Source organism: Microbispora amethystogenes (genome assembly GCF_016863015.1).
GTDB lineage: Bacteria > Actinomycetota > Actinomycetes > Streptosporangiales > Streptosporangiaceae > Microbispora > Microbispora amethystogenes.
The window spans coordinates 15173-40536 of the sequence record NZ_BOOB01000020.1; the positions used below are offsets into that span (position 1 = coordinate 15173).

Here is a 25364-nt window from a genome sequence, read left to right on the forward strand (position 1 = left end):
CGATAGTCTGACCGTGATGTATCGACTCGTGTTCACGCAGGTCCTGAGCCGCCTCGACGCCGAGGCCGCCCACCATCTCACGATCAGGCTGCTCCGCCTGCTCGGGATGTTCCCGCCCCTCACGCGGCTGCTGCACCGGCTGCTCGCGCCGCGGGCGGAGTCGCTGCGCGTCCAGGCGTTCGGCGTCCACTTCCCCTCGCCGTTCGGCCTCGCCGCCGGGTTCGACAAGGACGCCCGCTGCGTCGAGCCGCTCTCGGCGATCGGCTTCGGCCACGTCGAGGTCGGCACGATCACCGCGCATGCCCAGCCGGGCAACCCGCGCCCGCGGCTGTTCCGGCTGCCCGAAAGCCGCGCGGTCATCAACCGGATGGGCTTCAACAACACGGGAGCGGCGGCCGCCGCCACCCGGCTGCGCCGGGTGCGCCACCTCCCGGCGGTGGTCGGCGTGAACATCGGCAAGACCAAGGTGGTGCCCGAGTCGGAGGCAGTGCGGGACTACGTCGACAGCGCCCGCAGGCTGGCGCCGCTCGCCGACTACCTGGTCGTCAACGTCAGCTCGCCCAACACCCCCGGCCTGCGCGACCTCCAGGCGGTGGACCGCCTGAGGCCGCTGCTCTCGGCGGTGAAGGAGGCGGCCGGGCGCACCCCGCTGCTCGTGAAGATCGCGCCGGACCTCGCCGACGAGGACGTGGACGCGGTGGCCGAGCTCGCCGCCGATCTCGGCCTCGCCGGGATCATCGCGACCAACACCACGATCAGCCGTACGGGTGTCTCCAGCACCGAGGCCGGGGGGCTGTCCGGGCGGCCGCTCAAGACCCGGTCGCTCGAAGTGCTGCGCCGCCTGCACCAGAAGGCCGGCGACCGGCTCACGCTCGTCTCCGTCGGCGGCGTGGAGGACGTCGACGACGTGTGGGAACGGCTGCTCGCCGGGGCCACCCTCGTCCAGGGATACACCGGCCTGATCTACGAGGGCCCGCTGTGGCCGTCCCGGATCAACCGGCAGCTCGCCCGCCGGCTGCGGCGGCACGGCTACCGCTCGGTCCGCGACGTGATCGGCCGCACCGCCTGAACCCCGCTTTCTCGGATAGGGAGACCGTATGAGCGTGAAGACCTACACCGTCGAAGGCATGACCTGCGGCCACTGCGTCAGCTCGGTGAAGGAGGAGGTCGGGGAGATCCCCGGCGTCACCGGCGTCGAGGTCGATCTCGGCAGCGGCCGCCTGGAGGTCTCCGGCGACGTCACCGACGACGCCGTACGCGAGGCGGTGAAGGAGGCCGGTTACACCCTGGTGTGACCCGGCCGGTCTTCGTAGGCGGAAGGGGCCGAACGCGATCTTTTCCGGGGAAAAGTGCGAGATCATGCATGGGCGACGTCTCGCAGCCCGCCCCGACGAGAACTGGTAAGCGTGACACCCCCATGAGCGCCATCTACGACCAGGCCGACGGCGAGAGGATCGCCGTGGCCGACAGCGGTGATCTCGTGAGCATCGTCAACCGCTCCGGGAGGATCGTCGTCGCCAAGAAGGACGTCCGCAGGCTCGCGGAGCGGATCCTCGCCGCCGCGGGTCGGATGGCCGTCGTCCTGTTCCCGCCCGCGCTGCGGAAGGACACCCTCTCGGTCGCCGCACGGTCCGGCGGCTGGACGGTCCGCGTCTCGCCGAAGAACGGCGCCCGCGTCCTCGCCGAGATCGACCCCCAGGGGCTCGGGCCGGACGACGCCTACGAGTTCGCCGCCGCCCTCGCGGTGGCCGCCCACCACATCGGCGACGCCGCCCATGCCGACCTGAGCCTGACCACCAGGATCCGGGAGGTGATCGAGGCCCACAAGGACCTCGACACCGAGAAGATCGCCGCCGCCATCGTGGCCGAGGTCCTCGACGGCACCTGACGCCCCCACTCCCACGCCTCACCCCCCACTCCCGGCCGCGCTGTCGCGGCCCGGCGGGTCGCCGAGAGGTCCCGCCCTGCCCTGCTCCCCGGCGCGGAAAGGCGGTTGCCGCGCGCGACGCGGTCACCGGAGGATGCCCGGGTGGAACACGGTCACGTACGCGGACTCGAACTGGCGCGGCGGTTCTACCTCGAGGCCGTCGCACCGCTGCTGGCGCGCCGCTTCGGGGGCCTCACCCATTCGGCGGCTCTGATCGGCGCGGGTTCCGAGGTGCTCGGGTACGACACCGAGCGGTCCACCGACCACGACTGGGGCCCGCGGCTGCAACTGTTCCTCAACGCGGCGGACGTCGCCGGTCAGCGGGAGGCGATCGACGCGGCGCTCGCCGGGGAACTGCCACGGGAGTTCCTCGGTTATCCGACCGGCTTCTCCCCGCCGGGCGCCGACGGGACCCGCCACATGCGCGCCGCCGCCGACGGGCCGCTGCGGCACGGTGTCGTCGTGGCGGAGCCGGCCGGCTGGCTCGCCGGGCATCTCGGGTTCGACCCGACCAGGGGCGTCGGCCTGGCCGACTGGCTGGCGACCTCCACCCAGGCCTTCGCGGAGATCACAGCGGGTGCGGTCTTCCACGACGGGCTGGGCCTGCTCGGGCCGGTCCGCGAGCGCCTCGCCTGGTATCCCGACGACGTCTGGCGTTACATCCTGGCCTGCCAGTGGCGGCGGATCAGCCAGGAGGAGGCCTTCGTGGGCCGGGCCGGCGAGGCCGGCGACGAACTCGGATCGGCCGTCACCTGCGCCCGCCTCGTACGCGACCTCATCCGCCTCGTCCTGCTCGTGCACCGGCGCTACCCGCCGTACGGGAAGTGGCTGGGCAGCGCCTTCGCCACGGTGCCGTGCGCCGCGGATCTGGCGCCCGTCCTGACCGCCGCCGTGTCGGCCACGACCTGGCGGGAGCGCGAGCGCCACCTCGCCGCCGCCTACGAGGCCGTCGGGGCCCTGCACAACGACCTGGGCCTCACCCCGCCCGTCGACCCGCGCACCCGGCCCTACCACGGCCGGCCGTACCGGGTCCTGCACGCGGAACGGTTCACCGAGGCGCTGCTGGAGAGCATCGCCGACCCGGAGGTGCGGCGGCTGCCCCTGACCGGCGCGGTGGACCAGTTCGCCGACAGCACGGACGTGCTCTGCCACCGGACCCGCGCACGGAGGGTGGCCGGGGCGCTGTGGGTGACCTGAGCGTGGGGGGCCATGAGCGTGGGGGTGACCTGAGCGGGGGTGACCTGAGCGGGGGGTGACCTGAGCGGAGGGGGACGTGAACAGGGGGCGTGGACTGGGGACGCGGACCGGGGGATTCACATGCTGGGGCGGGTGGAGTCGGCGGAGAGGCTCAGCTCGTGCAGGTGGCGCATGACCTCCTGGACGGTGACGACGCCCGGGCGGTGCCGCCGCCGACCGGCGCCGCCGCGCTGCCAGGGCCGGGGCCCCGAGAGCGGGCGATACTCGACGCCGATCGCGTCCAGCCGTCCAAGGTGCCTGCCGAGACGGCGGGCGAAGTCCTCGGACGCGGCCGGGCCGCCGATCCACGCGACCTCCGCGGCGGCGCAGCCCCGGGGCCAGGCGCGGTAGTCGAGCACGCGGCCGTCCGGGATGTGCTCGCTCCACAGCTGGAACTGCGTTCCGATCACCCGGGCCCGTTCCTCCGAGGACCATGACACGGGCGCCGGTTCGAACGCCGCCACGTCGGCCACGGTGATCGCGTCGCCCAGGCCGGCCGGTTCCTCGGGTGAGGCGGCCTCGGCGTAGTCGAAGTACATGGGGAAGACCGGCGTCGCCACCACGTCGTGCCCCGCCGCGGCGGCCCGCCGGGCGACGTGCTCGCCGCGCCACGGCATCACGATCGTGTCCGGCCTGAGCCCGCCGCTGACGAACGCCTCGTCCCACACCACCGCACGGCTGCCGCGCTCGGCCAGCGCGTCGGCCAGCCGCCGCAGGAACCACGCGTGCAGGTCGCCCGCGCTCTCCAGCCCCAGCGACGCGCGGTGCGCCGAGATCTCGGCGGAGGCGGCCCAGTCGTCCAGTACGCACTCGTCCCCGCCGATGTGGAAGTACGGCGCCTCGCCCAGGGCGCCGGCGATCTCGCCGAAGACGGTGAGCAGGAAGTCGACGGTCGCCGGAAGCGGGGAGAGGATCGCCGGCGAGATGCCCCACCGGTCGAGCACCCGGTGGCGCTCGCCCGGCCGCGACGCGAGCGCGGGATAGGCGGCCAGCACGGCCGAGGCGTGGCCCGGCACGTCGATCTCCGGCACGACGACGACCGCCCGCGCGCGGGCGTAGGCCGCGATCTCCGACAGGTCGGCGAGCGTGTAGTGACCGCCGTGCGGGACGTCGTCGAAGGCGAGGTCCTCCCCGCGATGGCTGACGACCGTGCGGGGACGGTGCGAGCCCACCTCGTGCAGCAGCGGGAACGCCCTGCTCTCCACCCGCCAGCCCTGGTCGTCGGCCAGGTGCAGATGGAGGCGGTTCAGCTTGTGCGACGCCATCAGGTCGATCATCCGCAGCACCTCCCGTTTGGGCAGGAAGCTGCGGGCCACGTCGAGGTGCGCGCCGCGCCAGGCGAGGGCGGGCGCGTCCTCCACCCGGCCGCAGGGGATGGTCCAGCTCGTCCCGGGCGGGAGCGCCGACCGGAACGCCTCGTCCGGCAGCGCCTGCCGCAGCGTCTGCGCCGCGTAGAAGGCGCCCGCCCGGTCCCCGGCCGCGATGCGCACGCCGTCCCCGGCGATCGTGAGCACGTACGCCTCAGGCCCGAGCCGGGGGTCCTCCTCCACCCGCAGGGCCGCCGCGGCGGCGTCGCCGGGCCGAGGGTCGAGCACGCCGAGCGCGAGCCGTACGGCGTCGCGAAGAGGGGCCGGCCCCGACACGACGGCCCCGACGGCGATCTCCGTCGATCCGGCGCCCGTCTCGATCAGCCTCGGCAGGGGAAGCAGGTCGTCCATGCCGCGATGATGCCAAACGCCACCGACAGGCGCGGCGACGCGTCCCCAGGCCGCCCGGAGCCGCCCCGGATGCGCGGACCAGCGCGTCAGTGGGTGGTGAGGTAGGCCTTGAGGCCCTTGGCCAGCGACTCGGCGATGGTCTGCCGGAAGCTCGGGTCCCTGAACTTGCGGGCCTCGCCGGCGTTGCGCATGTTCCCGCACTCGATGAAGATCTTCGGCACGGTCGACAGGTTGAGCCCGCCGAGGTCGCTGCGGTAGTTCAGCGCCTGCCTGCCGATATAGGTCGAGTACGGCAGCCCGGTGCCGTTGTGGAAGGCGTCGCGAACCTTCCGGCCGAGCTCCTGGGAGTCGCCGACGACCGGGTCGACCGGCCCGCCGATCTTCTTCGGCATGATGACGTGGAACCCGTGCGCGCCCGGCGCCGCGCCGTCGCCGTGGATGGAGATCGCGGCGTTCGCGTGCGCCCTGTTCCCGATCGCGGCCCGCTGGTTGATGCACGGGCCCCAGCCGGCGTTGTCCGCCCGGGTGAGCTTGACCGTGGCCCCCTGGTCCCGGAGCAGCCGGGCGAGCCGGGTGGACACGTCCATGGTGAAGGCCGCCTCGGTGTAGCCGTCGTTGGTCGACGTCCCGGTGGTGTCGCAGGCCTTCTTCTGGGTGAGGATGTTCACCTGCCGGTTGATCTCCCGGGTGTGCCGGAAGTTGCCCCCGTTGTGGCCCGGGTCGATCACCACGACCTTCCCGCTCAGCGGCCTGGCGGCGGACTCGGACGCGGCCGCCGTACGGGTGACCGGGGCGGAGGCGTCGTCCCCTGTGCCGTCAGCGGCGCCGTCCGGCGTGCTGTCCCCCGTGCCGTCCCCCGTGCTGTCCGCGGAGGCGTCCCCGGAGCCGGTCGCGGTGCCGTCGGCCGTTCCGGTGGCGGTGTCCACGGCTGCGGCCGGCGGAGAGGCGGCGGGGGCCGCGGCCCCCGTCTCGGTGGCCTCACCGCCGCCGCAGGCGGCGGCACCGAACCCGCACAGGGCCAGGGCTGCGGCGGCGAGCGGGCGTCTGATCACGCTGGAAGTCCCTTCCCGGAGGTGTGGTCTCACCAACCTAACCGGAAGGCGGTCGTGATCAGACCGTTATGCCGGGAACCTGGCTATCCAGGCCGGCTCGGGGATCTCCTGCCGGTGCAGGAGTGCGGCCAGCTCACGGGCGTCGTCGGCGTCGAGGCCCAGCACCACGCGGGGCCGTCCCCACGGATGGTCGATCGAGTGGGCGACGTAGCTCGCCACCGACTCCGCGACGTCCTCGCCGTCCAGCCCCCGGCTCTCCCGCCAGTGCGCCCAGGCCCGCTCCAGCTCGACCGCGGCCCGCTGGGCGCAGGAGACCAACTCAGGATCACGCATGAATCCCCCCGATTCTCGGTCACCGGCCCGCGGGAAGCCACTCGGCGACCCGCCGGGGGGCCGGCGTCACGGCCGCAGTCAACACCGGCCGCGAGGGGACACGTCGCCGGTTGACCTAGCTTTTGTCCTCGCTTGGCGCGGGACCGGTGCTGCGCCGTACGACGAGCTGGGGGGTCACCTGCCGCAGCCGCGCCGTCTGGCCCGGCTCGGTGATGCGGTCGCTGAGCAGCGCCGCCGCCGAGCGGCCCATGGCCCGCCGGGGCTGGTCCACGCTGGTCAGCGAGATGTGGGTGACGGACGCGAGGTGCGTGTTGTCGTACCCGACCACCGACAGGTCCTCGGGCACCCGCAGGCCCAGCTCGCTCGCCGCGCTCAGCACGCCCATGGCCACGATGTCGTTCGCCGCGAAGATCGCCGTCGGGCGCGGTTCGCGCCGCAGCAGCGCCAGCGCCGCGCGCCGGCCGCCCTCCTCGCTGAAGTCGCCGTGCTCGACCATGATGTACGGCGCCAGCGCGTGGCGGCGCATGGCCACCAGGTAACCCTCACAGCGGCAGCGGGCGGCCGACGACGGAGCGCCCTCGATGTGGGCGATGCGCCGGTGGCCCTGCTCCACGAGGTGGTCGACGGCGAGGCGGGCGCCGTACTGGTCGTCGTCGACGACGATGTCCACGCCCTCGAGCTCGACGTCGCGCTCGCCCACCACCACGGTCGGCGTGTACGCCGCGGCCTCGGCCAGCGTGTCGCTGGAGGGCGCGACGCCGAGCAGGACGAGACCGTCCACGCGCAGCTCCAGGAAGGCCTCCACGGCCTCGTCCTCGAACGCCGGGTCCCAGCGGCCGCTGCCGATCAGCAGCCGCAGCCCGTCGCCGTGCAGGCTCTCCTGCAGGCCGTCGAGGAACTCGGCGTAGAACGGGTTGTGCAGGTCGGCCACGAGGGCGCCCACCAGGTGGGTGCGCCCCTCGACCAGGCTGCGCGCCACCGCGTTCGGCCGGTAGCCGAGCTCGCGGGCGGCCTGCAGCACCGCTTCCCTGCGGTGCTCGCTGACGTGCGGGGAACCCCGCAGTACGAGTGACACCAGCGACTTGGAGACGCCGGCGCGTTCGGCCACGTTGCGGATCGTGGGACGTGGCCGAGGGCTGAACCCGTCGGACAGTCCGCAGTCGGGTATCCCGACCCCGGCGTCTTTCCGGGCAGTGGTCTGCATGGACGGTCCTGACATGGTTCTCCCCACGATGCGTGGACGTGCACCTGACACACCAAACGATCGAGTTGCCCTGAGGGTACGGGTTGACCGCCTTAAGAGCGCCTTAAAGCGGGATCATTCCTTCCCAGCGGGTGTGGGAAGGGTAGCCGGAACGCGGGTACGGCGCCCGCGGCGGATGCGGTTCCGGGGTCAACCCTTGATCTGCCCGATCCCCCCATAACGAGGACGATTCGCTAGGGTGCGGGATGTGGGTGCCACACGCCAAGCGGAGGAGGGCGCACGCCCGGCCCGGCGCAGGCTGAGCGTCGACCGGCGGCGGGAAGAGCTCATCGCCGCCGCGCTGGAGCTGTTCAGCAGGCATGACGCCGAGGACGTCTCGATCGACGACGTGGCGGTCGCCGCGGGCGCCTCCCGGGCGCTCGTCTACCACTACTTCGGGGGCAAGCAGGAGCTTTACGTGGTGGCCCTGCGCAGCGCCGCCGCCGAGTTGCAGGCGCGGCTGCAGCCGCAGAGCGAAGGCGGCCCCCTGGAACGGCTCACGGTGGGCCTGACGCGTTACTTCGACTTCGTGGAGGAGCACGCGGCCGGCTTCGCCGCGCTGCTCAGGGGTGGCCCGGCCAACCGCGCGGGCGAGATCGGCGAGATCGTGGACGGCGTGCGGCAGCGCATGCTCCGCATGATCACGTACGAGCTGGGCGTCGAGATGCCAGGCCCGGCGCTGCGCGTCACGCTGAGGTCGTGGATCGCGTCGGTGGAGACGGCCGGGCTCGACTGGCTGGAGCACCGTGACATGGCGCGGGGAGATCTGGAGCGGCTGCTGGTGGGCCAGGTGGTCGCGCTTCTGGAGGTGGCCGGTGGGCACGACCCCGAAGCGGGGACGTTGCTGAGTCCTCCGGCGCTCGTGCCGGAGGGCGGGACGGTCCGCTGAACCGGATCAGGCCAATCGCCGAACGGGGCCGTCTGGTCGCCGAACGGTCGGATGCGCTCCCCGGTTTTCCCCGTACGGGGACGGTGGGGATGCCCGCTCCGGGCGTTCCGGTAAGGATCGGGTGACCGCGGCGGCAGGGAAGAAAGGCGCACGGGACACCGTGCGCGCGGGGAGGCGCCGGGCGGGCGGCGCCGGCCCCAGATCCTTCCCGTGACCAGTGATCGGTCACGGGAGCATGGTGGGCGCGCTCACATCCCCGACGCGAGCGCGCCGTCGTTCCCCCGTGACGCGGCGGCCACGTCCTACTCGGACCGCTGCTGCGGAATCCCCGCGAGCAGTGCGCGGACCTCGGTCTCCCGGTACCGCCGGTGACCGCCGAGGGTGCGGATCGACGTCAACTTGCCCGCCTTCGCCCACCGCGTGACGGTCTTCGGGTCGACGCGGAACATCGTGGCGACCTCCGCCGGGGTGAGCAGTGGCTCGGCCTCGGGTGTACGAGCTGACATTTGTGCGGCCTCTCCTCCGTGTGGACCGTCGGCAGCGATCTCCGACTTGTCTGACGCTCGTGCCGCTCCGTACAGCACAATGCTGTCAGCGCGGCACTGTCACGGATGTCCGTCAATGATCCAAAAACGTGCGGTTTCTAAGACCATTTACGGCATCACCCGATGTGACCATACAGCCACGTAGCGCGATTGGCGAGCCCTCCGGGCACAACGTCTCGACCACGGGTTGATGTCACGCTGGGTGATTCTAGCGACACGTTTCGTGGTATCGCAGTGAAAACGGCAAACTACTCAGTTCGTAGATGTGTGATCGACTATCCCATGACCAGAATCTGCAGGTCGGGGCGTGTTGATGACCCTCAGTTTGCCGATTCGAGGGCGCGGATCGACCTCCAGCGGACAATCACCCGCTGATACATCGCGAAAGCAAGTTCTTCCTGACCGGTGTCCAGGCCCGCCAGGGCCGCGGCGACCTCCGCGACGGACTGGTCGCCCTGGAGCGTCCGGTCGTCCATGAGGTGGACGAGACCGCCGTAGTCGAGCTCGACGAGTGAGTGGGGATGGAACTCCTCCAGCCAGCGGCCGATGTCCTCCACCTCCGTCAGCGCGGAGACCTGCCCGACGTGCCGGCGGATCACCACCAGGGCCCGGGCCACGCGGCGGCGAGCCTGCGCCATCGAGGTGACGTACAGCATGTTCCGGGGCGGCGCGGCGGTGGTCTGCGAGACGGGCTCGGCCGGCTGCTCCGACCCCAGCACGAGCCAGCGCTCGGCCGAGTCGAACGGCACGAACCACGAGGTCGGCACGTGCCAGGTGCTCGCCCGGATGTAGGTGCGCAGGGACTGGTCCCCGCGCTTGAACCGGTCGAAGTCGTCGGCGGTCTGCTCGGCGATGGCCTGGGGGACGAACCGGGAGGCCAGCTTGACCGGCGTGCCACCCCGGAAGGAGGCGAACGCCAGCCACGACCGGAGCCTGCTCTGCCAGGGGCAGACGTAGAGCGTCTCCTCCACCCGCCGCAGGTAGGCGTTGGGGCTCTCGCGCTCGGGCGCGGGCAGGGGCGGGACGCTCAGCAGGCGGCGGACCGCCTCGCCGTGCTCGACCTCGAGCGCGCCGGCCCGGCGCGGCCGGTCGCGCGAGCCTGCGTACCGGGCCCACCGCGCCCGATCCTGAGGGGTGAAAGCGGTCAGCGGCTCGTACACACGGAGATAGGCGGCGTAGGGGAGCACACCAGAATCGTGCCATGGCGGGGGAGGAACGCGCAGCACTGTCCCGGTTTTTCATGATCGTTTCTTGGCCGGGTCCGATAAGCTGGTGGCGAATCGCCGCAACGAGGCGGCGTACACGATCAGGAGTCACCACCGTGACCGACGTTTTCGGGCTGTCCCACAAGGAATCCGGCTCGGGTGACGGCGCCAACCCCGTTCAGCCGGTACGGCACGAGCAGGTCGTCTTCTGCTCCGACGAGCGCAGCGGCCTGTACGCGATCATCGCGATCTACAGCACCGCCCTCGGGCCGGGGCTCGGCGGCACCCGGTTCTACCCCTATGAGAGCGAGCAGGCCGCCCTCGCCGACGTCCTCAACCTCTCCCGCGCAATGGCGTACAAGAACGCGCTGGCCGGGCTCGACCACGGCGGCGGCAAGGCCGTGATCATCGGCGATCCCGCGGCCGACAAGAGCGAGGCGCTCCTGCGCGCCTACGGCAGGTTCGTCCAGTCGCTGGGCGGCCGCTACTACACCGCCTGCGACGTGGGCACCTACAGCGAGGACATGGACGTGGTGGCGCGCGAGTGCTCCTACGTCACCGGCCGCACCCCGGCGCACGGGGGCGCGGGAGACTCCTCCATCCTCACCGCCTTCGGGGTCTTCCAGGGCATGCGGGCCGCCGCCGACCACGCGTACGGCACCTCGTCCCTGAGCGGCCGGCGGGTCGGGGTCGAGGGGGTCGGCAAGGTCGGCCGCCGGCTCGTCGACCACCTGATCGAGGACGACGCCGAGGTCGTCGTCTGCGACGTGGACGAGCGGGCCGTCGAATGGGTGCGGCAGCGCCATCCGGCCGTCGAGGTCGTGCCCGACGCCGCCACGCTGGCGGCGTCCGACATCGACGTGTACGCCCCCTGTGCACTCGGCGGGGCGCTGGACGACGAGACCGTCCCCCGGCTCAAGGCGAAGATCGTCTGCGGCGGCGCGAACAACCAGCTCGCGCATCCGGGCGTCGAGAAGCAGCTCGCCGAGCGGGGCGTGCTGTACGCCCCCGACTACGTCGTGAACTCCGGTGGGGTCATCCAGGTGGCCGACGAAATCGAGGGGTTCGACATGGAACGCGCCCGCGCGCGAGCCGCCATGATCTTCGACACGACCCTCAAGATCTTCCGGTCGGCCGAGGAGGAAGGGGTGCCTCCCGCGGTCGCCGCGGACAGGCTGGCGGAGCGCAGAATGTCGGAAATAGGTCGGCTAAGGGGGATTTGGCTCCGGCGCTGACCGCCGCCGCTCCTACGACGTACCGAGCGGCGCACAAACCAGGTACGGTAATAGGCGAACGAGAGACTGACGCCTGAAGTCAGGTGGCGTCGGTGCGCGGTGCGTTAGTGACGAGGGGTCGGGCACGACCCCGCATGAGGGGGTCGAGCCAATGGGGCGCGGCCGAGCCAAGGCCAAGCAGGTCAAGGTCGCCCGTCAGCTGAAGTACAACAGCGGCGGGACGGATCTTGAGCGCCTGCGCGCGGAGCTCGGAGTCGTGGACGCCGACGATTCCGGCCACAGTGACGAGCATGACCCTTACGACGAGTTGGCTGATCGCTACAGCGATTACGCGGCCGTCGACGACGATGACGGCGACGACGGCAGCCCCGGGCGGCGTTGAGCCGCTACCGATCGCCAGTTGAGTGACCCGGCGGGGATCGTTCCCCCGCCGGGTTGCTGACTCATATGCGGTGATCAGCGTGTCCGCTACCTGGGACGTGACCTGGGACACGCGTTCACGCGAGGTGGTGCGTACGGTTGTGCGCGCGTTCGCCTCGCGTTCCGGCCACGGCGGCCGGTTCGCGGCTCGCCCGAGAACGCCCGCGTTCTTCCGTTGACGGGCAGCACCCTGCGACGGGAGCCCGTCCTGTTGGCGGCCCGTGCTGACGAGAACCCGTGCGGTGGGAGCCGGGGCGATCCCTCGCCGCAGGCCCGAGATGGGCGGCGGACATCCGGTGAGAGGTGTCCCACACCGGACGACCGCCGGACGACGCGGGGTCACTGACGGAAACGCGCCTGTCCCTCTCCGGGGACGATCTCACCCAGCACCCACGCGGGCAGACCGCGGCCGATCAGCAGCGCCATCGCCCTGTCGGCCTCCGCCGCCGGGACGATCGCGCACATGCCCACGCCGAGGTTGAACGTCCTGTCCATCTCCTCCTGGGGCACGCCGCCGTGACCGGCCAGCACCTCGAAGATCGCGGGAGGCGTCCAGGAGCCGCGGTCGAGCACGGCGTCGGCCGTCTCGGGAAGCGACCTGGCCAGGTTGGCCGCCAGCCCGCCGCCCGTGATGTGGGAGAGGGCGTGCACCTCGGTCTCCCGGATGAGCGTCAGGCAGTCGAGCGAGTAGACGCGGGTCGGCGTGAGCAGTTCCTCGCCGAGCGTGCGGTCCAGCTCGGGCAGCTCCCGCTCCAGGTCCAGCCCGGCCTTCGCGATCACGTGCCGGACCAGCGAGTAGCCGTTCGAGTGGACGCCGCTGGAGGCCAGCCCCAGCACCACGTCTCCCGGCACGACCCGGTCGGGCCCGAGCAGCTCGTCGGCCTCGACGACCCCGGTGCCGGCGCCCGCGAGGTCGTACTCGTCGGGTCCCATCGCGCCGGGATGCTCGGCGGTCTCGCCGCCGACCAGCGCGCAGCCCGCGAGGCGGCAGCCCTCGGCGACGCCGCCCACGATGTCGGCGATGCGCTCCGGCACCACCTTCCCGCAGGCGATGTAGTCGGTCATGAACAGCGGCTCGGCCCCGCACACGACGAGGTCGTCCACCACCATGCCGACGAGGTCGATGCCGATCGTGTCGTGCTTGCCGAGCCGCTGGGCCAGCATGACCTTGGTGCCCACCCCGTCGGTCGACGTGGCGAGCAGCGGCCGGCGATAGCGCAGGAAGGCCGAGGCGTCGAAGAGCCCGGCGAAGCCGCTGGCGTCGTCCACGACCTCGGGCCGCCGTGACCGCGCGACCCGCGACTTCATCAACTCGACCGCGCGGTCGCCCGCCTCGATGTCGACACCGGCGGCGGCGTAGCTGGTCATCGCTGGGCCTCCAGCACGAACTTGCCCACCCGGTCGTCCTCGATCGGGATGGGGTACTCACCGGTGAAGCAGGCGCGGCAGAGCCGGTCGGCGGGCAGCGTCGTCGCCGTGGTCAGCCCGTCGAGCGAGATGTAGCCGAGGGAGTCGGCGCCGAGGGAGGAGCGGATCTCCTCCACCGACAGCGACCCGGCGATCAGCTCCGCCCGGGTGGCGAAGTCGATGCCGTAGAAGCAGGGCCAGGCGACCGGGGGCGAGGAGATCCGGACGTGCACCTCGGTGGCGCCCGCCTCGCGCAGCATCTTCACGATCGCCCGCTGGGTGTTGCCCCGGACGATCGAGTCGTCCACGACCACCAGGCGTTTGCCCTCGATGACCTCGCGCAGCGGGTTGAGCTTGAGCCGGATGCCGAGCTGGCGGATGGTCTGCGACGGCTGGATGAAGGTGCGGCCGACGTAGGAGTTCTTCACCAGGCCCTGGCCGTACGGGATGCCGCTCTCCTCGGCGTAGCCGATGGCGGCCGGGGTGCCGGACTCGGGCGTCGGGATGACGAGGTCGGCCTCCACCGGGTGCTCGCGGGCGAGCACGCGCCCGACCTCGACCCGGGTGGACTGCACGCCGCGCCCGGCGATCGTCGTGTCGGGCCGGGCGAGGTAGACGTACTCGAACAGGCAGCCCTTGGGCTCGGCCACCGCGAAGCGGCGCGAGCGCACGCCGCGCTCGTCGATCGTCAGCAGCTCGCCGGGCTCGATCTCGCGGATGAACGACGCGCCGACGATGTCGAGCGCCGCGGTCTCGGAGGCGACCACCCAGCCGCGCTCCAGCCTGCCCAGCACGAGCGGCCGGATGCCCTGCGGGTCGCGGGCGGCGAAGAGCGTGGTCTCGTTCATCCAGACGAGCGAGTAGGCGCCCTTGACCTCCGGCAGCAGCTCGGCCGCGACGTCGTCGACGGGGCGCGAGGCGTCCTGCGCGAGCAGCGCGGTGAGCACCTCGGTGTCGGTGGTGGCCCGCATCGCGCCGGACGTGAGCCGTTCGGCGAGCTGTGCGGTGTTGATCAGATTGCCGTTGTGGGCGAGCGCCAGCCCGCCGCCGTCGGTGGAGCTCAGCGTCGGCTGCGCGTTCTCCCAGACGCTCGATCCCGTCGTGGAGTAACGGCAGTGCCCGATCGACAGGTGCCCGCGCAGGGTGCCGAGGATCGACTCGTCGAAGACCTGGGCCACCAGGCCCATGTCCTTGTAGACGAGGATTCGGCTGCCCTCGCTGACCGCGATGCCCGCGGACTCCTGTCCACGGTGCTGCAGCGCGTAGAGGCCATAGTAGGTGAGTTTGGAGACGTCCTCCCCGGGCGCCCATACGCCGAAGACGCCACAGGCGTCCTTCGGAGCGCGGTCCTGGGGGTCGAGGTCATGGCCCAGCCGGCCGTCGCCCTTCAACACACAGCCGAGTCTATTTGGGCGTTGGCGCTGCTCAAACCCGCGCATGCCTTTCGGACGCCGTAACCCTCACCTGCTCTTTGCCGTGTCGTCCCTGCTCACAGGGTGATTACGGGAGAGCCTGAGGGCCGCGGCAGAGGCCAGAATCACGTACGGGAGGGAGCATCGTGGCGAGACCCGGCGACCCCGGGCCCCCGCGCGGGCCGTACGGCGAGCCCCCGTACGGGGGACCTCCGGGTGGGCCTCCCTACGGCGGGCCGCCTTTCGGCGAGCCTCCGGGCAGGCCGCCGTACGGCGGGCCGTTGCCGCCGCCGCCCTGGGGGCCGGACGGTCCCGGCGGCGGGCCCTGGGGACCCGGCGGGCCGGGCGGTGGACCCGGCGGCGGGCCCGGGGGCGGGCTCGGCACGGCCGCGCTGGTGCTCGGGATCTGTTCGCTCGTCCTGCTGCTGTTCTGCGGCGCCGGGACGGTCCTCGCGGTCGTCGGACTGGTCATCGGCATCGTGGCGATCGCCCGGAACTCCAACAGGGGCAGAGCCACCGCCGGGGTCGTGCTGAACGCGCTGACCCTGGTCCTCGCCCTGATCCTCGGCCTGGTGCTCTACCACTGGTTCCAGAGCAGGCACCTCGGCGAGTGCTTCGACTCCCGGCTCTACCCCACCCAGCAGGACGCGCGGCGCTGCGTGGACGACAGGCTCGGCCGCCCGCGGTGACCGATCCCCGGTCCGGCCACGGTCACCCCTGAGGGTGCCCCTGTGACGGGCCGGCAGGAGCCGGGCCTTCCGGCGTGAGGGCCACCCCGGAGTACGGAGCCGAAGGCGACTCCGGAGCACGGAGCCGAAGGCCACCCAAGAGCACCGGGCCGAAGGCCACGCCAGGGCGCCGGGGCGTCAGGTCAGGCCAGCGGCAGGAGCCCGGACAGGTCGGCTCGGGCGCCGCTGGCCGCGATCTTCCCGGCGTCCGTCGCGTCGGCCCAGGACAGGCGGCCGGTGGCCAGTTCGAGCCAGGTCCGCGGATCGGTCTCGATCACGTTGGGCGGGGTGCCCCGCGTGTGCCGGGGCCCCTCCACGCACTGCACGGCCGCGTACGGCGGCACGCGCACCTCCACCGACCGCCCCGGTGCCCGCGCGGCCAGTTCCTCCAGCAGGTGCCGTACGGCGGCGCGGGCGGCGGTCCTTACCGGCGCCCTCCCGGCCTCGAAGGCGTCCAGCACGGCCCCCACACACGCGCCGGCCGCCATGGTCGCCGGGCCGTCGTACGGCGGCCGTCCGAGATCGGCGAGCTGGGCGTCGAGCGCCTCTCTGATCTTGTCGGGGTCGAGTCTGCGTGCCGGCACCGGCCCATTCTGACCCACCCCGCCGACGATCCCCGCCGCCCGCCCGCCCACGAGGCGCCCGTACGCCGGTCAGGCGACGGGCTCGGCGACGGCGTCCACGGGGACGGCGGGTGCGGCGGTCCGGGTGCGGCGCAGGGAGTAGAGGCTGACCGGCACGCCGACCAGCACGATCGCCGCCGCGATGAGCAGCGTGAACCGGTAGGCCTCCAGGAAGGTGTGCAGCGGAGGGCCGGTGAGCGCGCTCTGCCTGGCGCTCAGGACGGCGCCCAGGATCGTCACCCCGAGCAGGCCGAAGACCTCGCGGGAGACGTTGAGCACGCCCGAGGCGACACCCGCCCGGGCGGGGGGCATGGCGTTCAGCACGACGTTCGTCAGCGGGACGAGCAGGCCGCCGCCCAGGCCGTAGAGCAGGAACCAGGGGAGCAGGTCGCCGTAGTGGGAGCCCTCGCCCGCGCTCGACAGCCCGCCGACGGCCACCGCCATCAGGCCGAGACCGGCCGCGACGGTCGGCCCGCTGCCGAAGCGCTCGGCGAGCCGGGGCGCGACGGTCGCCGACACCGCCATGAGCAGCGCCATCGGCACGAAGCCCGCACCGGCCTCGATCGGGGAGAACCCGAGCGCGCTCTGCAGGTAGATCGCAGTGAAGAAGTAGATGCCGAAGACCCCGAACGCCCACAGCCCCATGGACAGCAGCCCGCCGCTGAAGACCCGCTCCCTGAACAGCGTCAGGTCGATCATCGGCTGCGCCGTACGGGACTCGACCACGAGGAAGACGACGGCGGCCACCGCGGCGACGGCGAACGCGCCGAGGATCGGGCCGGAGGTCCATCCGCGCGACGCGCCCTCGATCAGCGCGTAGGTGAGGGCGAACAGCGAGACGGCGGAGGTGGCCAGGCCCGGCAGGTCGAGGGAGAGCCGCCCGGTCGTGCCCCGCCCGGTCGTGCCCCGCCCGGTCGTGCCCCGCCCGGTCGTGCCCCGCCCGGTCGTGCCCCGCCCGGTCGTCACCTGCCCGGTGGTGGCCTGCTCGGACGTGACTCGCTCCACCCGGATCGCCCGGGCGCCGATCACGGCCGCCACCACGCCGATCGGCGCGTTGATCAGGAAGATCCACCCCCAGTGGGCGTTCTCGCTGAGAAAGCCGCCGGTGAGGGGGCCGATCGCGAGGGCCAGGGCGCCGACCGCGCTCCAGACGCCGACGGCCGTCGCCCGCTCGCGCGGGTCGGGGAAGATCCGCGGCAGCAAAGCCAGCGTGGCCGGTGTCACCAGCGCCGCACCGAGCCCCTGCAGGGCCCGCGCGCCGATCAGCGTCTCCTGGTTCCAGGCCAGGCCCGCCGCCACCGAGGCGAGCGTGAAGACCGCCAGGCCGGTGAAGAACGCCGTCCGGGGGCCGAAGACGTCAGCGAGGCGTCCCCCGGCGAGCAGCAGACCCGCGAAAACCAGGATGTACGCGCTCACGATCCACTCCAGGCCGGAGATCGTCAGCGCCAGATCGCGCTGGATCGTGGGCAAGGCCACGTTGACGACGTTGTTGTCCAAATAGGTCATGAATGTCGCAAGCGCCACCGCGACGAGCGCCCACCACCGTCCAGACATGAGTCCTCCTCCTGTACGAGGTACATGTACGGCGTACATGTACGATGCATAGGAAAACTTGTACGGCGTATAGTTGTCAAGCGCGGAGGTAGTGAGGGAGCGGACCATGGCTGACACGGAGCGGCTGAGCCGCCGGACGCTGGTGGAGAAGGCCGTGGAGGTGGCCGACTCCGAGAGCCTCGACGCCGTCACGGTGCGGCGGCTGGCCCAGGAGCTCGGCGTGACACCGATGGCGCTGTATTGGCACGTCAAGAACAAGGACCAGTTGCTCGCCTGCCTCTCCGACCACCTGCTGGCCGAGGTGACGCCCGAGTTCGACCCCGGCGCGCCGTGGAACCTCCGGCTGCGCGCGATGGTCGAGGCGCTGGTGGGGGTGATGCGCCGGCACCGGTTCATGCCGGGGCTGTTCGCGCTGGTCAAAGAGGAGGAGGTGCCCAGCTTCACCCGCGCGACCGAGGTCGTGCTCGACCTGCTGTCCCTGGCGGGCTTCACGCTCGCGGAGGGCTGGGCCGTGTCCCACTACCTCCTGAAGGGCGCGATCGCCCTCGTCGACGGCGAGCCGGGGTGCCCCCGTACGCTCACGGCCGCCCAGGCGGCCGAGTGGCGGCGGCAGAAGCGGCTCGCCCTGGAACGGCTGCCCGCCGACGAGTTCCCCCGGATGGTGGAGTTCGCGAAGCTGATGGAGAACGAGACCGACGTGGAGGCGTACTACACGTTCGGCCTGGACCTCCTGATGAGCGGCGTCGAGACCATGGCCGCTCGGAAGTCGCAGGGTGGCGCGGCGGACGACCCCAGGTCATGAGCCCGATGACCAAAGATGCGCATCCGTGATGTTTCGGACGTCAACCACTGCACCTTCCGGCACGTGAGACACATGCACACAACTGTGATCTTCGCGCTCCGCGTGCCGCAGAAAGGGAAGTCCCGTGGCTATCAAGTTGCCGGGCGGTCGGACTATCGGCCTTGTGACGGCTGGTGCTCTGGTGGGGTCGGTTCTGGTTCTGGGTGGGGCGGCGACGGCTTCGTCGGCGAGTGGTGGCGCGTACTACGCGTGTGTGAACAAGTCGACGCGGTATATGCGTTTGGTCGGGGTGACGACCACGTGTAAGGCGACTGAGTACAAGGTGTCGTGGAACCAGTCGGGTCCGCAGGGTCCGGCGGGTCCGGCGGGGATCGGCGGCACGGGCGCGCAGGGTCCCCAGGGTCCGCGTGGTCTGCAGGGCCCGCGTGGCCTGCAGGGCCCGAAGGGCGACACCGGCGCTCAGGGTCCCAAGGGTGACGACGGCAAGACCGGCCCGCAGGGTGAGCGCGGCCTGGCGGGTCCGCAGGGCGCGAAGGGCGACGACGGCAAGGCCGGTCCCGCCGGCCCGCAGGGGCCGAAGGGTGACGACGGCAAGCCCGGCCCGGCCGGTCCGCAGGGCCCGAAGGGCAACGACGGCAGGAACGGCGAGCAGGGCCCGCGTGGTCTGCAGGGCCCGAAGGGCGACACCGGCCCGAAGGGGGACAAGGGCGAGAAGGGTGACACGGGCGCGCGTGGTCCCGCGGGTCCGGAGGGTCCGGCAGGTCCGGCGGGCGGAGGAGGATCCGCCACCGTCGTCACCAAGGCCGAAGCCCTCTATCTGCCGGCCAGTGGTGGCGGCGACTCCATCATGTGCCCGAGCGGAACCATCGCCACAGGAGGTGGCTTCATCACCGGCGGCTCGGGCCAGACACCCAACATCACCACCAACGCGCCCTCCCTGGACGACGACGGCAAGGCGGTCGGTTGGAGGCTCTGGGGCAAGAGCGTCCAGGGCACCATCTACGTGCTGTGCCTGAAGAGCTAGCGAGCACGGTGCGCGACGCGTGAACTGCCAGTGCGCGGATGTGGTCCAAGGCAGACAAAGCTGACTGTACGGCCTGACTCGGAGCGCTGATGCGCATACGTGACGTTTGTTTCGCCAACCATCCCTTTCTCTCACACGTGTATCACTCGTAGCTCTTGTTCAAAGCACCTCGTGTGCCGCAGAAAGGGAAGTCCCGTGGCTATCAAGTTGCCGGGCGGTCGGACTATCGGCCTTGTGACGGCTGGTGCTCTGGTGGGGTCGGTTCTGGTTCTGGGTGGGGCGGCGACGGCTTCGTCGGCGAGTGGTGGCGCGTACTACGCGTGTGTGAACAAGTCGACGCGGTATATGCGTTTGGTCGGGGTGACGACCACGTGTAAGGCGACTGAGTACAAGGTGTCGTGGAACCAGTCGGGTCCGCAGGGTCCGGCGGGTCCGGCGGGGATCGGCGGCACGGGCGCGCAGGGTCCCCAGGGTCCGCGTGGTCTGCAGGGCCCGCGTGGCCTTCAGGGTCCGAAGGGCGATGAGGGCAAGGCCGGTCCGGCCGGCCCGCAGGGCCCGAAGGGCGATGACGGCAAGACCGGTCCGCAGGGCGAGCGCGGCCCGGCCGGCCCGCAGGGCCCGAAGGGCGACGACGGCAAGCCCGGCCCGCAGGGCCCGAAGGGCGACGACGGCAAGCCCGGCCCGCAGGGTCCCAAGGGCGATGACGGCAAGGCCGGTCCGGCGGGTCCGCAGGGTCCCAAGGGCGATGACGGCAAGGCCGGTCCGGCGGGCCCGCAGGGTCCCAAGGGCGAGGACGGCAAGGCCGGTCCCGCCGGCCCGCAGGGGCCGAAGGGTGCCGACGGCAAGGCCGGCGAGCAGGGTCCGCGTGGTCTGCAGGGGCCCCAGGGTGAGCGCGGCCTGGCCGGTCCGCAGGGCCCGAAGGGCGAGACCGGAGCGCAGGGCCCGGCCGGTTCGCTCACCGTGTCGACCCTCACCGACTCGTTCAACTTCCCGGGCAACGGCGGCTCCGAGACCCTGAGCTGTGGCACCGGCAAGATCGCCACTGGTGGCGGGTTCGTCGCCACCTCCACCTCCCCGCAGATCAGCGCGAGCGCTCCGGTGCTGGTCGGTGGCAAGCCGACGGGGTGGAAGGTCAGCGGCAAGAACGCCTCCGGCACCATCTACGTGATCTGCGCCGCGGGCTGATCCTTTCGATCGGCGTCCACCGAAGACGCGCGGGATGTGCCGGCCCGGGCCCGGCACATCCCGGACGGCGCATCGCGGACTAGGCGGGACGATCAGGTGCTAGTCGCCTCTCTTTACCGTGGGCGCTTACTCGTTGCGGAGATGTACATACGTGATGTTTAGGGTGCAAACCTCCGTACCGCCTTGCGCGTGAACCACATGCATCTCTGTTCGCGTTCTACGCACCTCGCGTGCTTCGGAAGGGAAGACCTATGGCGGTCAGGTTGCCGGGCGGTCGGACTATCGGCCTTGTGACGGCTGGTGCTCTGGTGGGGTCGGTTCTGGTTCTGGGTGGGGCGGCGACGGCTTCGTCGGCGAGTGGTGGCGCGTACTACGCGTGTGTGAACAAGTCGACGCGGTATATGCGTTTGGTCGGGGTGACGACCACGTGTAAGGCGACTGAGTACAAGGTGTCGTGGAACCAGTCGGGTCCGCAGGGTCCGGCGGGTCCGGCGGGGATCGGCGGCACGGGCGCGCAGGGTCCCCAGGGTCCGCGTGGTCTGCAGGGCCCGCGTGGCCTTCAGGGTCCGAAGGGCGATGAGGGCAAGGCCGGTCCGGCCGGCCCGCAGGGCCCGAAGGGCGATGACGGCAAGACCGGTCCGCAGGGCGAGCGCGGCCCGGCCGGCCCGCAGGGCCCGAAGGGCGACGACGGTAAGCCTGGTCCGCAGGGCCCGAAGGGTGACGACGGCAAGCAGGGACCGCAGGGTCCCAAGGGTGACGACGGCAAGAACGGCGTCGCCAGTGTCTCGTACAAGTCGGCCGAGTTCAGCTTCGGCCTCGGCGGCGGCTCGAAGAGCCTGAGCTGCGACAGCGGGACGTACGCGACCGGCGGCGGCTACCGCGGCACCAACATCGTCGGTGAGGTCACCACCAACGGCCCGATCATCACCGGAGGCAAGCCGACCGGCTGGGAGGTCAAGGGGTCCGTCGGCACCAAGGGCACCATGTACGTCATCTGCGTCGGCGCCTGAGCCGACCACACGCCGGAGGGTGGAGTCCGTGGGGGCTCCACCGTACGGCGCTCCAAATGCTTGCCGTACGCGACGAGGCGTTGGCGTACGGCACGGCGAAGGCCCTTCCGGAGGGGTTACCGGAGGGGCCTTCGCGCTTTTCCGCCCCGCTGCCGCTCCCGGAGGCCACGCGACAGGTACGGGCGGCCCGCGTCGCCCCGGAAGGCCGTTGCCGGTCCCAGGGACTAGGGTGGCTGGTCGTGATCGAGCCTCCTTACGTCCGAGTCGCCCGGGCCGCGTACGACGCGATGGCGGAGGACTACGTCGACTTCACCCGGCACTCGCTGGCCGGCAAGCCCTTCGAACGCGCGATGCTCGCCTCGTACGCCGAGCTCGTGCGGACGTCGGGCCTCCCGGGCCCGGTGGCCGAGGTCGGCTGCGGAACCGGCCGGATCACGGCCCACCTGCACGCACTCGGCCTCGACGTCTTCGGCGTCGACCTGTCGCCGGGGATGATCGCGGTGGCCCGCCGGGATCACCCGCACATCCGGTTCGAGGAAGGCCGCCTCGCGGCCCTGGACATCGCCGACGAGTCCCTGAGCGGCGTGGTCGCCTGGTATTCGATCATCCACACGCCGCCGGAGGAGCACCCGGCGGTGCTGGCCGAGTTCCACCGGGTGCTGGCGCCCGGCGGTCATCTCCTGCTCGCCTTCCAGGTCGGCCAGGCCGGCGACGAGCCGTTCCACCTCGCGGAGGCGTTCGGGCATCAGGTGGCGCTCGACTTCCATCGCGTCTCGCCGGACCACCTGACCCGGCTGCTGGCCGACGCGGGAGTCCCCGTGATCGCCCGCCTGCTCTGCGAACGCGAGGAGTCCGAACGGACCCCCCAGGCCTACCTCGTCGCCCGCAAACGCTAGGGCGTCGCGGTCAGGTCCACTCCACGTGGGCCCGTACGGCCCCGGCGTCGTCGACCCAGCCCTTGGACGCCGCGTACTCCAGCATCCGGTCGAGCTTGTCCAGCCACTCCGGGTCCCGGCCGTGGTCACCGGCCAGGCGGATGATCTCCTCCCGGGTGAGCCAGACATGGTCCGGGCGCCGGGCCGTCACCTTGAAGGCGGTGAAGTCCTCCGCGTCGTGAAGAGACCGGGGAGTCAGTTCCGCGTCAAGCCACACTGTCTTCTCCTCTGCCGGAGGCGACGATCACCGGAGCGACTTTACGCGCTCTCACCCCGGATGAACCGTCCGATCACATTGGTCCCGGGGCACCGTTCATGCAACGGTGTAACTTTGCACCACATCGCGCCCTTTGTGGTCGACGCGTATCCGCACGGAAAGACGTCTCATGAGAATCCACGCCACGCTTGTCGGCGCCTTCTTCGTATCCCTGATCGTTCCCGCCGTGGCGTGGCCGGCGGCCGCGAGCGCTCCCGAACCCGGGTTGGCCCTACCGGCCGGGGCGGACATGATCCGTTGCCCGAAGCCGACCCGGACGGTCGGCAGCAGCGGTGAGCTGCGCAAGGCGCTCAGGTCGGCACGCCCGGGCGCCGTCATCCGGCTGCGGCCCGGCACCTACCGAGGCAGGTTCGTCGCCCGGACCTCGGGCACGCCGAAGAAGCCGATCTTCCTGTGCGGCACCGGCCCAGCGGTGCTGGACGGCGGCGGCGTCGGCAAGGGGTACGGCTTCCACCTCGACCGGGCCTCCTACTGGCGCCTGCTGGGCTTCACCGTCCGGAACAGCCAGAAGGGCGTCATGGCGGACGGCACACGGGGTTCGGTCATCCAGGGCCTCGTCGTCCGCGACATCGGCGACGAGGCGGTGCACCTGCGCGCCTTCAGCAGCGGCAACACCGTCCAGTACAACCTCATCGACAACACCGGCCTGCGTCGCGCGGAGTTCGGCGAGGGCGTCTACCTCGGCTCGGCGAAGTCGAACTGGGGCCGATACTCCGGCGGGCGGATGGACCGGAGCGACCGGAACGTGGTGCGCGGAAACGTGATCCGGTCCAGGGCCGAGGCGGTGGACGTCAAGGAGGGCACCCGTGGGGGCCGCATCATCGGCAACCACTTCGAGGGGTCGGCGCTCGTCGCCGCGACCGCCGACTCCTGGGTCGACGTCAAGGGCAACGGCTACCTGATCGAGGGCAACTCCGGCATCGACACGCCGGTGGACGGCTTCCAGACCCACGAGCTCGTCGACGGCTGGGGCACCGGCAACGTCTTCCGGAAGAACACCATGAATCTCAGGGGTGCCTCCGGAGTCGGCATCAACGACACGGTGGGCGGCAACCGGATCACCTGCGACAACAAGGCCGTCGGCGGCCGTCTCACCAAGAACGGCAGGTGTTCCTGACGCCTCCGGGCGCCACACCTCACCTGCCCACGCCTCACCGACCCGCGTCATAGACCGGCGTCTTACCGACCCGCGTCCTACTGGCCCACGCGGCCGTCGACGCACTCCCGCAGCAGGTCCGCGTGGCCGCAGTGCCGGGCGTACTCCTCGATCCGGTGCACCAGCAGGTCCCGGACGGGGATGGCGTCCTTCCCCAGACGCACGCCGAGATCCGGGTGCTCGGCCAGCGCGGCGTCGGTGGCCGCCTGCTCGCGGGCGAGGTCGGCGTACGCGGCGTCGACCACCGCCTGATCGGCGACCGCTCCGCCGAAGTCCCCACCCGGGCCGTACAGCTTCGGCAGCGGGTCGCCGGGCAGGATCCAGCCGCGCCAGTCCCGCTCCACCTCGGCGAGGTGCCGGAGCAGGCCGAGCAGCGACATCGTCGACGGCGGCACCGACCGGCGGGCCAGTTGCTCCGCGCTGAGACCCTCGCACTTCATCAGCAGGGTCAGCCGGTAGTTCTTCAGGTAGTCCCGCAGTGTGGCCAGTTCGCCTTCCGGACTGGCTTCGGCGTTCTCGCGGGGATCGTCAGCCGGATCCACCCACATGTCCGAATAGACGGTCGCCTGAGTCCACCGCTGGGGTTCGTCGCTCATCGTGCTCATGCTGCTCCCCCGGTCACCCGTCCCGCCAGCGATTTTCCTCGCCACTGCCCGCAGACCGGCAACCGCCGGCATGGGCTGGTGTCCCTCATAGAACCGACCGGAACTAGGGAAGCAGAGTCAGCGTGAGACAGTGGCGAGGGCGGACGACAGAGAAGTCGCGGCGGTCGAGGGTGGCGATCCGCCGTACGCCGAGACGTTCGGCCATCGCGATCACCGAAGCGTCGGCGGGATCGAGGCGTAGGGCCGGATAGGCGCGCACCAGTTCGGCCATGCGATTCACATCCGCGGGAGTGAGGGAGACAAGGCTGAAGCCGCCGGTGCTCGTGGTGGTGTGAAGGTGATCGAGGAAAGCCGCGTGAGTCAAAGGTCCACCGTACTTGTTGATCAGCCGGCAAGCCTCGATCAGAACAGGTACGGGTAGTAGAAGCGGCCCGGGAAGCTCTTCCAAGAGGCGTACGCACACTTGGTGGTGCTTGTCGCCGCGGTGAGCGGCGGCCACGAGCGGGCCGGTATCAAGCAGGGTTCTCACGCTCGACTAGTAAAGTGCTCATGAAGATAGTCTTCAGCGCGTTCCGCCAAATCGGCAGGGCCGTCGTCGAGAATTCCCGCGAACAGGATGCGTCGGCGCGCTTCTCGTGCGGGGACGGGCGCTTCTTCGACGTCGGCAGATTCGCGACCGGGCGTGAACGTACCGGGTATGTAGCTGGACAATTCAGGATCAATCTCGACCAAATGCAGCAGGCGCCGCGCCTGGTGGGCAGGGAGCCTGTCGACCAGGTCATGCAGTCCGTCATGCGCGGGAGACGCCACACCTCGAGTGTACGACACGCCTGGTCGGACGGG

General features: G+C 71.4%; 28 protein-coding genes. 14 read left to right on the plus strand and 14 right to left on the minus strand.

The features are described from left to right. The first annotated feature begins 16 nt into the window (after window positions 1-16). The 4 genes from Mam01_RS15595 to Mam01_RS15610 all read left to right on the plus strand — a co-directional run bounded on the left by Mam01_RS15595 (window position 17) and on the right by Mam01_RS15610 (window position 3124). Window positions 17-1069, plus strand: coding sequence for a quinone-dependent dihydroorotate dehydrogenase (locus Mam01_RS15595; protein ID WP_204286049.1), 1053 nt, complete (start codon window positions 17-19; stop codon window positions 1067-1069). A gap of 28 nt (window positions 1070-1097) precedes the next feature. Continuing rightward, entirely contained in the window at window positions 1098-1295 is a 198-nt protein-coding gene (locus Mam01_RS15600; protein ID WP_117408511.1) for a heavy-metal-associated domain-containing protein, read from the plus strand. Between the two features lie 122 nt (window positions 1296-1417). After that, window positions 1418-1888, plus strand: coding sequence for a hypothetical protein (locus Mam01_RS15605; protein WP_204286050.1), 471 nt, complete (start codon window positions 1418-1420; stop codon window positions 1886-1888). Between the two features lie 141 nt (window positions 1889-2029). Next, a complete protein-coding gene (locus Mam01_RS15610; RefSeq protein WP_239101330.1) occupies window positions 2030-3124 on the plus strand; it encodes a DUF4037 domain-containing protein in 1095 nt (364 codons plus the stop codon). Window positions 3125-3240: 116 nt separating this feature from the next. Here the strand turns inward: Mam01_RS15610 and Mam01_RS15615 are convergent, their stop codons facing one another. The 4 genes from Mam01_RS15615 to Mam01_RS15630 all read right to left on the minus strand — a co-directional run bounded on the left by Mam01_RS15615 (window position 3241) and on the right by Mam01_RS15630 (window position 7485). Further along, on the minus strand, window positions 3241-4881 hold the full coding sequence (locus tag Mam01_RS15615) for a beta-N-acetylhexosaminidase (protein WP_204286051.1): 1641 nt from the start codon (window positions 4879-4881) through the stop codon (window positions 3241-3243). A gap of 86 nt (window positions 4882-4967) precedes the next feature. Next, a complete protein-coding gene (locus Mam01_RS15620; protein ID WP_239101331.1) occupies window positions 4968-5933 on the minus strand; it encodes an N-acetylmuramoyl-L-alanine amidase in 966 nt (321 codons plus the stop codon). A 66-nt stretch (window positions 5934-5999) separates the two neighbouring features. Continuing rightward, window positions 6000-6266: a hypothetical protein gene (locus tag Mam01_RS15625; protein ID WP_150936638.1), complete on the minus strand. Its 267-nt coding sequence runs from the start codon at window positions 6264-6266 to the stop codon at window positions 6000-6002. 115 nt (window positions 6267-6381) lie between these two features. Beyond that, on the minus strand, window positions 6382-7485 hold the full coding sequence (locus Mam01_RS15630) for a LacI family DNA-binding transcriptional regulator (RefSeq protein ID WP_204286052.1): 1104 nt from the start codon (window positions 7483-7485) through the stop codon (window positions 6382-6384). A 232-nt stretch (window positions 7486-7717) separates the two neighbouring features. On the opposite strand from Mam01_RS15630, the gene Mam01_RS15635 reads away from it, so the two are divergent. After that, entirely contained in the window at window positions 7718-8398 is a 681-nt protein-coding gene (locus tag Mam01_RS15635; protein ID WP_239101332.1) for a TetR/AcrR family transcriptional regulator, read from the plus strand. A 302-nt stretch (window positions 8399-8700) separates the two neighbouring features. Here the strand turns inward: Mam01_RS15635 and bldC are convergent, their stop codons facing one another. Next, window positions 8701-8904, minus strand: coding sequence for a developmental transcriptional regulator BldC (gene bldC / locus Mam01_RS15640; protein ID WP_013133571.1), 204 nt, complete (start codon window positions 8902-8904; stop codon window positions 8701-8703). A gap of 359 nt (window positions 8905-9263) precedes the next feature. After that, window positions 9264-10130: a DUF8083 family protein gene (locus Mam01_RS15645; protein WP_150936642.1), complete on the minus strand. Its 867-nt coding sequence runs from the start codon at window positions 10128-10130 to the stop codon at window positions 9264-9266. A 134-nt stretch (window positions 10131-10264) separates the two neighbouring features. Between Mam01_RS15645 and Mam01_RS15650 the strand changes: the two genes are divergently transcribed. Together Mam01_RS15650 and Mam01_RS15655 are read left to right on the plus strand one after the other, a co-directional pair. Beyond that, window positions 10265-11383, plus strand: a complete 1119-nt coding sequence (locus Mam01_RS15650) for a Leu/Phe/Val dehydrogenase (protein ID WP_275409001.1) — start codon at window positions 10265-10267, stop codon at window positions 11381-11383. A 151-nt stretch (window positions 11384-11534) separates the two neighbouring features. Next, entirely contained in the window at window positions 11535-11765 is a 231-nt protein-coding gene (locus Mam01_RS15655) for a DUF3073 domain-containing protein (RefSeq protein ID WP_117410310.1), read from the plus strand. Between the two features lie 377 nt (window positions 11766-12142). On the opposite strand, the gene purM is transcribed toward Mam01_RS15655, so the two are convergent. Beyond that, window positions 12143-13171: a phosphoribosylformylglycinamidine cyclo-ligase gene (purM, locus tag Mam01_RS15660; RefSeq protein WP_204286054.1), complete on the minus strand. Its 1029-nt coding sequence runs from the start codon at window positions 13169-13171 to the stop codon at window positions 12143-12145. After that, the gene (gene purF, locus Mam01_RS15665; protein WP_150936647.1) at window positions 13168-14604 is read right to left on the minus strand and encodes an amidophosphoribosyltransferase; all 1437 of its coding nucleotides are present in this window, start codon (window positions 14602-14604) and stop codon (window positions 13168-13170) included. Before purF ends, purM begins: the two co-directional genes overlap by 4 nt. A gap of 164 nt (window positions 14605-14768) precedes the next feature. On the opposite strand from purF, the gene Mam01_RS15670 reads away from it, so the two are divergent. Next, window positions 14769-15311: a DUF4190 domain-containing protein gene (locus Mam01_RS15670; RefSeq protein WP_204286055.1), complete on the plus strand. Its 543-nt coding sequence runs from the start codon at window positions 14769-14771 to the stop codon at window positions 15309-15311. 182 nt (window positions 15312-15493) lie between these two features. Here the strand turns inward: Mam01_RS15670 and Mam01_RS15675 are convergent, their stop codons facing one another. Further along, window positions 15494-15934, minus strand: coding sequence for a sterol carrier family protein (locus Mam01_RS15675; protein ID WP_239101333.1), 441 nt, complete (start codon window positions 15932-15934; stop codon window positions 15494-15496). Window positions 15935-16003: 69 nt separating this feature from the next. Further along, the gene (locus tag Mam01_RS15680) at window positions 16004-17527 is read right to left on the minus strand and encodes an MFS transporter (RefSeq protein ID WP_204286056.1); all 1524 of its coding nucleotides are present in this window, start codon (window positions 17525-17527) and stop codon (window positions 16004-16006) included. A gap of 106 nt (window positions 17528-17633) precedes the next feature. Between Mam01_RS15680 and Mam01_RS37350 the strand changes: the two genes are divergently transcribed. From Mam01_RS37350 to Mam01_RS15705, 5 genes are all read left to right on the plus strand, one after another. Further along, window positions 17634-18329 carry a TetR family transcriptional regulator gene (locus tag Mam01_RS37350; protein WP_204286057.1) on the plus strand — a complete coding sequence of 232 codons (696 nt, stop codon included), beginning with the start codon at window positions 17634-17636 and terminating at the stop codon, window positions 18327-18329. Between the two features lie 274 nt (window positions 18330-18603). Then, window positions 18604-19353 carry a collagen-like domain-containing protein gene (locus tag Mam01_RS15690; protein WP_204286058.1) on the plus strand — a complete coding sequence of 250 codons (750 nt, stop codon included), beginning with the start codon at window positions 18604-18606 and terminating at the stop codon, window positions 19351-19353. A 345-nt stretch (window positions 19354-19698) separates the two neighbouring features. Beyond that, window positions 19699-20538 (plus strand): collagen-like domain-containing protein, encoded by an 840-nt coding sequence (locus Mam01_RS15695; RefSeq protein WP_204286059.1) that lies wholly within the window; start codon window positions 19699-19701, stop codon window positions 20536-20538. 401 nt (window positions 20539-20939) lie between these two features. Beyond that, window positions 20940-21548 carry a collagen-like domain-containing protein gene (locus Mam01_RS15700; RefSeq protein ID WP_239101334.1) on the plus strand — a complete coding sequence of 203 codons (609 nt, stop codon included), beginning with the start codon at window positions 20940-20942 and terminating at the stop codon, window positions 21546-21548. 239 nt (window positions 21549-21787) lie between these two features. Beyond that, window positions 21788-22444, plus strand: a complete 657-nt coding sequence (locus Mam01_RS15705) for a class I SAM-dependent methyltransferase (protein WP_239101335.1) — start codon at window positions 21788-21790, stop codon at window positions 22442-22444. 10 nt (window positions 22445-22454) lie between these two features. Here Mam01_RS15705 and Mam01_RS15710 read toward each other — a convergent pair whose 3' ends face one another. After that, window positions 22455-22700, minus strand: a complete 246-nt coding sequence (locus Mam01_RS15710; protein WP_204286061.1) for a hypothetical protein — start codon at window positions 22698-22700, stop codon at window positions 22455-22457. A 169-nt stretch (window positions 22701-22869) separates the two neighbouring features. Between Mam01_RS15710 and Mam01_RS15715 the strand changes: the two genes are divergently transcribed. After that, the gene (locus Mam01_RS15715; protein ID WP_204286062.1) at window positions 22870-23877 is read left to right on the plus strand and encodes a NosD domain-containing protein; all 1008 of its coding nucleotides are present in this window, start codon (window positions 22870-22872) and stop codon (window positions 23875-23877) included. A 77-nt stretch (window positions 23878-23954) separates the two neighbouring features. Here the strand turns inward: Mam01_RS15715 and Mam01_RS15720 are convergent, their stop codons facing one another. The 3 genes from Mam01_RS15720 to Mam01_RS15730 all read right to left on the minus strand — a co-directional run bounded on the left by Mam01_RS15720 (window position 23955) and on the right by Mam01_RS15730 (window position 25331). Further along, complete coding sequence (locus Mam01_RS15720; protein ID WP_204286063.1) at window positions 23955-24512, minus strand: DinB family protein; 558 nt, start codon at window positions 24510-24512, stop codon at window positions 23955-23957. 112 nt (window positions 24513-24624) lie between these two features. Then, the gene (locus tag Mam01_RS15725; protein WP_239101336.1) at window positions 24625-25050 is read right to left on the minus strand and encodes a type II toxin-antitoxin system VapC family toxin; all 426 of its coding nucleotides are present in this window, start codon (window positions 25048-25050) and stop codon (window positions 24625-24627) included. Next, window positions 25047-25331 carry a hypothetical protein gene (locus Mam01_RS15730; RefSeq protein ID WP_204286064.1) on the minus strand — a complete coding sequence of 95 codons (285 nt, stop codon included), beginning with the start codon at window positions 25329-25331 and terminating at the stop codon, window positions 25047-25049. Before Mam01_RS15730 ends, Mam01_RS15725 begins: the two co-directional genes overlap by 4 nt. Window positions 25332-25364 lie beyond the last annotated feature (33 nt).

Coding starts and splice junctions, on each gene's coding strand:
- Mam01_RS15595 (WP_204286049.1), top strand. CDS start 17: ATGTATCGACTCGTGTTCACGCAGGTCCTGAGCCGCCTCGACGCCGAG.
- Mam01_RS15600 (WP_117408511.1), top strand. CDS start 1,098: ATGAGCGTGAAGACCTACACCGTCGAAGGCATGACCTGCGGCCACTGC.
- Mam01_RS15605 (WP_204286050.1), top strand. CDS start 1,418: ATGAGCGCCATCTACGACCAGGCCGACGGCGAGAGGATCGCCGTGGCC.
- Mam01_RS15615 (WP_204286051.1), bottom strand. CDS start 4,881: ATGGACGACCTGCTTCCCCTGCCGAGGCTGATCGAGACGGGCGCCGGA.
- Mam01_RS15625 (WP_150936638.1), bottom strand. CDS start 6,266: ATGCGTGATCCTGAGTTGGTCTCCTGCGCCCAGCGGGCCGCGGTCGAG.
- Mam01_RS15630 (WP_204286052.1), bottom strand. CDS start 7,485: ATGTCAGGACCGTCCATGCAGACCACTGCCCGGAAAGACGCCGGGGTC.
- bldC (WP_013133571.1), bottom strand. CDS start 8,904: ATGTCAGCTCGTACACCCGAGGCCGAGCCACTGCTCACCCCGGCGGAG.
- Mam01_RS15655 (WP_117410310.1), top strand. CDS start 11,535: ATGGGGCGCGGCCGAGCCAAGGCCAAGCAGGTCAAGGTCGCCCGTCAG.
- purM (WP_204286054.1), bottom strand. CDS start 13,171: ATGACCAGCTACGCCGCCGCCGGTGTCGACATCGAGGCGGGCGACCGC.
- Mam01_RS15680 (WP_204286056.1), bottom strand. CDS start 17,527: ATGTCTGGACGGTGGTGGGCGCTCGTCGCGGTGGCGCTTGCGACATTC.
- Mam01_RS37350 (WP_204286057.1), top strand. CDS start 17,634: ATGGCTGACACGGAGCGGCTGAGCCGCCGGACGCTGGTGGAGAAGGCC.
- Mam01_RS15690 (WP_204286058.1), top strand. CDS start 18,604: ATGCGTTTGGTCGGGGTGACGACCACGTGTAAGGCGACTGAGTACAAG.
- Mam01_RS15695 (WP_204286059.1), top strand. CDS start 19,699: ATGCGTTTGGTCGGGGTGACGACCACGTGTAAGGCGACTGAGTACAAG.
- Mam01_RS15700 (WP_239101334.1), top strand. CDS start 20,940: ATGCGTTTGGTCGGGGTGACGACCACGTGTAAGGCGACTGAGTACAAG.
- Mam01_RS15715 (WP_204286062.1), top strand. CDS start 22,870: ATGAGAATCCACGCCACGCTTGTCGGCGCCTTCTTCGTATCCCTGATC.
- Mam01_RS15720 (WP_204286063.1), bottom strand. CDS start 24,512: ATGAGCGACGAACCCCAGCGGTGGACTCAGGCGACCGTCTATTCGGAC.